The following is a 4,085-nucleotide window of genomic DNA, read 5'->3' on the forward strand; positions in this document are numbered from 1 at the left end:
GGGGGATACCCCCCATCTGCCCGGCCACACGGGGGGGAGGGTACCCCCAGCGTGAAGGAAAGAATGGGAGGGGGGTAGGGGGGTATCCCCCTCCCCCCTTTTGGGATCTTATCAGGTCTCACGGACCGGCACGCGGGTGTACGTGCTCTTTCCGGACCCGGGTGAAGAGGTGCGCGAAAAACAAGGGTTAAATAAATGGGTTTTTGGAATTTTTAGGAATTTCACAGGGGATCGTGTACAAAGTATCCTTGTAAATGAGAGTTCACTTCCCAAAGCCGATGGACGGCAGGGAAAAGTACCCGTCAAGTTTCTCTGACAGTTCGTTGAGGAGGACGACCTGCCGATCCGAGCCATGAGCGCTGCCGTCGTTTACCATACGTGCCGTGCCGGGAGAACTGCTTCTTATCCGGGCTGCCGATTTGGTCCCCTCCTTTAAGGGTGAGACCTGGTGAAATTTTGTTGCTGACTCCATAGTTCACTTCCAAATATCATTATATTGTGGCGGCATATATTTATTTTCATATGTAAAATATATAGTTATCATAGTCCATCCCAGGCCGGGCGCCCATGGCACCTGTTCTTTAGGACGGGCACGATATCGCGTTACACCACACCGCTAAATACCTATACGTCCCCTATCTTTTTCCATGGCAAACCTCTCGCACTTCATGATCCCGGCCGACGATGTAGACCGGGCACGGCACTTCTATTCCGCCCTCCTCGGCTGGAAGATCGACCCGGTACCGCCTACCCCTGATTCGATGGGGCTGGCGGAGATGCAGTACCACGCGATCACCACCGGGCCGGCGGCGCCGGGCACGCTGAACTCGGGCGGGCTGTACAAACGGCACCTGGACGAGCCCATCCTCGATTTCATCCAGGTCGAGGAGATCGATGCCGCGGTCTCGAAGGTCGAGAAGCTGGGCGGGAAGATTGCGCAGCCCATCACCGCGATCCCGGGCGTGGGACTGACCGCGATGATCATCGACACTGAAGGAAACCTCATCGGCCTCTGGACACCCGTAACGCCGTGAGCCGGGCGGCGATTCCTCTTTTTTTGGCCCGGTGCCTGCCGGTGCGTTCTCCGCGATAAAATCCAAAAAAATTACCGGAGTGTCCCGGTTCTCAGAGCGAATCCACGGTCAGGCTCTTTTCTTCCTCCGCATAGTCCGGGTGGATCTCCTCTTTTATCACAAGGGCCAGTACCAGGATAACGACACCCAGCACAACGGAGAGGACGAATGCAAGATCGAACCCGGCAGAGAGCACCTGTACCTGGATATCGGCCGGGGATTCCATGGTTACAGCGTAGTTCCTCGCGATCCTAATGACCCCCTCGATGAGGATCAGGTTGAAGATTGCGATCCCGATCGTGAGGGGGGCGGTCCTCTCAAGGCTGGTCAGACTCGAGATCATCCCCGCCTTTGTCTTTGAAACCGCCATCATGATCATGGTCGTCGCCGGGGTAACGATCAGGCCCAGCCCGAAACCGATAAGGGCGAGACTTCCGACCACAAAGCCGGTGGAGGTATACACATGCAGCTGGGTCATCATGTAGTAACCGATGATCAGGGGGATACAGGCGAGGATGCAGAGCCGGAGTGCCCCCACCCGGTTGAAGGTCACGCCCGCAATGAGGCCCGCGACCATCATCGCAAACGAGAGAGAGGTCATGATCAGGCCGGCGGTTGACGTGTCGTAGCTGTGGACATATTCAAGGTAGAACGGCAGGAGGTAGTTGATCCCGGAGAAACTTAAGAAAACCAGGCAGAGGAGCAGGTTGGTCAGGAAAAAGTTCCTGTTCCGGAACAGGTGGAAGTCGAGCAGCGGGTCAGCAGTGCCGAGTTCGTGGAGGACAAACCAGGCAAGGGTTACCATCGCGAGGATGGCCGTGCCAAGGATCACCGGAGACGTCCAGCCCAGGGATTCCCCTTCCGCGACCACAAAGACCAGCGACGTGAGGCCGATAAAAGCGAGCCCGGCACCGAGTCTGTCAAAACCACCGGGGCCTGGCACCGGCTGCGACGCCGGGATAACCTTTGCCCCGAGGAGGATTGCAAAGATCCCGACCGGCACGTTGATGAAGAAGATCCAGTGCCAGGAAAGGTACTGGGTCAGGATACCGCCGATGGTCGGGCCGATCGCCGTCCCCAGCGCAGCAAAGAGCATGATAATGCTCATCGCCTTTCCTTTCTGCTCCATGGGGATGTAGGTGCTGACCATGGCAGCGGCAACCGACATGATCATCGCCCCGCCAACAGCCTGGAACATCCGGGACAGCACGAGCGAGGGGAACCCGAGGATAATCTCCGGCAGGATCCCGCAGAAGAGCGATCCGAGCGTGAAGATGGCAAATCCGGCAAGGAAGATCCTCTTGTATCCTATCGTATCCGAGATCTTCCCGAAGACAAGCAGGCAGCCCACCATCACAAGCAGGTAGGATGTCGCAACCCAGCTCACGGTGGTCGTCGATATATTGAATGATTCGGAGATTGCCGGGAGTGCGATGTTGACAATCGTACCATCAAGGCTTGCCATGAATGTTGCAAGCGAGATGGAGAGGATGAGGAGGCCAAAGCCCTTCTTGTTCCTGCCGCTGTCCGGGGTTTCCATCTGTTGGGGTTGTTGGTAAAGATAGATGAGGGTTGCGGATTGTCCTGTGCTTAAACCGGCCCGGTGTCTGCCGGTGCGTTTTTTACGCCCCGGACTCAAAAATATCCCCAAATCAGGTCTGGATTTTCCGCGGGAGAAGAAAGCGTATATCCCGGCACAAAGAGAACAACTGTAAGTGGCATAACCCACAAACCACGAAAAGGAAGTGATAACTACGTCAACAAAAAAGAATTTTAAGGCAGCAGCAGCCGCGAAGACAGCACCGGCAGCAAACCAGAAGTCAGCTGCCAGCAGCAAGACCACAAGCGCAAAGAGCGCTTAAAACCCCCCCTCATATTTCCTATTTTTTGGCCGGATACTCTTCCCGGAGCAGGTTATTTTCCGATGGGATCCGATGGAGTGCTTTTCATGAACAGGGCACCTGACGGTGTACCCGTGCAGGAATGCCGGAAAATCATTTGAAAGAACGGGAGGCAGGTGCGATTACCGCATCGCGTTCTTCCGCATCAGCGCCATCACGCCCGGCTTCTGCGGTTTACGGGCGGCCGCCGGTGCGCCAAACCCGCTCATCTCCATCGGCGGGGCATCGAACATCTCCTTGTTGAGCCGTCCGCCGATCTCGTCGAAGATCCGGGCATAGGCGACACAGTGCGGGTCGACCCCCTCGATCCTCCCCGGTGTCGGCGCCATCGCGTTGTAGGGACACCCGCCCCGGCAGTATTTGATGTGTTTGCACTTCCCGCACGCCGTATCCACGTAGTCCCTGAACGCGAGCATCAGTTTTCCCGCCGGCGACGCCATCAGCGTTTCGAGGGACGGGTGGTCAGCCACATTCCCCATCACGTACTCCGGCATCCCCACGAACCGGTAGCAGGGGTAGATGCTCCCGTCCGGCCCGATGGCAAATGTGCTTCCCATGCAGTCCACGTACGTGCAGACGCTCCCCCGCCGGGTAAAGACGCACCGGCAGAGGTCGTTGATGTTCATCACCTCCATCCCGTCCATGTGGTCGAGTGCCTGGTCGAGGAGATACACCAAAAGGTCACCGTACTCCGCCGGTTCCAGCGCCCACTCCTTCGGGTTCTCGGACCGGAGCGACGGCAGGGCAGGATGCAGTTTCAGCGTAAAGCCCTTGTCAAGGAAGAACCGGAAGATCTCCTCTTTTTTCTTCACCGACTTGTTCGTGAACGTGCAGATGAACCGCACGTCGAGACCGTGGGCCTTTGCGATCTCGTAGCCCCGCATGCACTTCTCGTAATAACCGTCGCCCCGTTGCGAATCCGTGATCGCTTCTGGCCCGTCGATGCTCGACCCGATGGGCACATGGTACGCCGCGAGCACATCCGCGATCTCCGGCGTCATCCGCCAGAGGTTCGTCTGCATCGCAAACTCCGGGTGCATCCGTGCGAGCCCATCGGCGAGGATCGGCAGCACCGTACGGTAAAAGTCCGCCCCGGCCAAGAGCGGCTCCC

The 4,085-nt window shown here is 57.6% G+C and carries 4 protein-coding genes; 1 reads left to right on the forward strand and 3 read right to left on the reverse strand.

Annotated features, from left to right (window positions below; all coding sequences use genetic code 11):
- Positions 1-262 precede the first annotated feature (262 nt).
- A complete protein-coding gene (locus tag WCE46_RS01920) occupies positions 263-472 on the reverse strand; it encodes a hypothetical protein (protein WP_424732014.1) in 210 nt (69 codons plus the stop codon).
- Positions 473-647: 175 nt separating this feature from the next.
- Here WCE46_RS01920 and WCE46_RS01925 point away from each other — a divergent pair, with 175 nt between their 5' ends.
- Positions 648-1,034, forward strand: coding sequence for a VOC family protein (locus tag WCE46_RS01925; RefSeq protein ID WP_424732015.1), 387 nt, complete (start codon positions 648-650; stop codon positions 1,032-1,034).
- 91 nt (positions 1,035-1,125) lie between these two features.
- On the opposite strand, the gene WCE46_RS01930 is transcribed toward WCE46_RS01925, so the two are convergent.
- Both WCE46_RS01930 and WCE46_RS01935 read right to left on the reverse strand, forming a co-directional pair.
- On the reverse strand, positions 1,126-2,613 hold the full coding sequence (locus WCE46_RS01930; protein ID WP_424732016.1) for an MFS transporter: 1,488 nt from the start codon (positions 2,611-2,613) through the stop codon (positions 1,126-1,128).
- 483 nt (positions 2,614-3,096) lie between these two features.
- Positions 3,097-4,085 (reverse strand): TIGR04083 family peptide-modifying radical SAM enzyme (locus WCE46_RS01935; protein ID WP_424732017.1); only part of this gene is annotated, 989 nt, incomplete at its 5' end.

Source organism: Methanoregula sp., from assembly GCF_049690535.1.
Taxonomy (GTDB): domain Archaea; phylum Halobacteriota; class Methanomicrobia; order Methanomicrobiales; family Methanospirillaceae; genus Methanoregula.

Excerpts from the sequence above, each read along its gene's own strand:
- WCE46_RS01925 (WP_424732015.1), top strand. The coding sequence starts at position 648 with ATGGCAAACCTCTCGCACTTCATGATCCCGGCCGACGATGTAGACCGG.
- WCE46_RS01920 (WP_424732014.1), bottom strand. The coding sequence starts at position 472 with ATGGAGTCAGCAACAAAATTTCACCAGGTCTCACCCTTAAAGGAGGGG.
- WCE46_RS01930 (WP_424732016.1), bottom strand. The coding sequence starts at position 2,613 with ATGGAAACCCCGGACAGCGGCAGGAACAAGAAGGGCTTTGGCCTCCTC.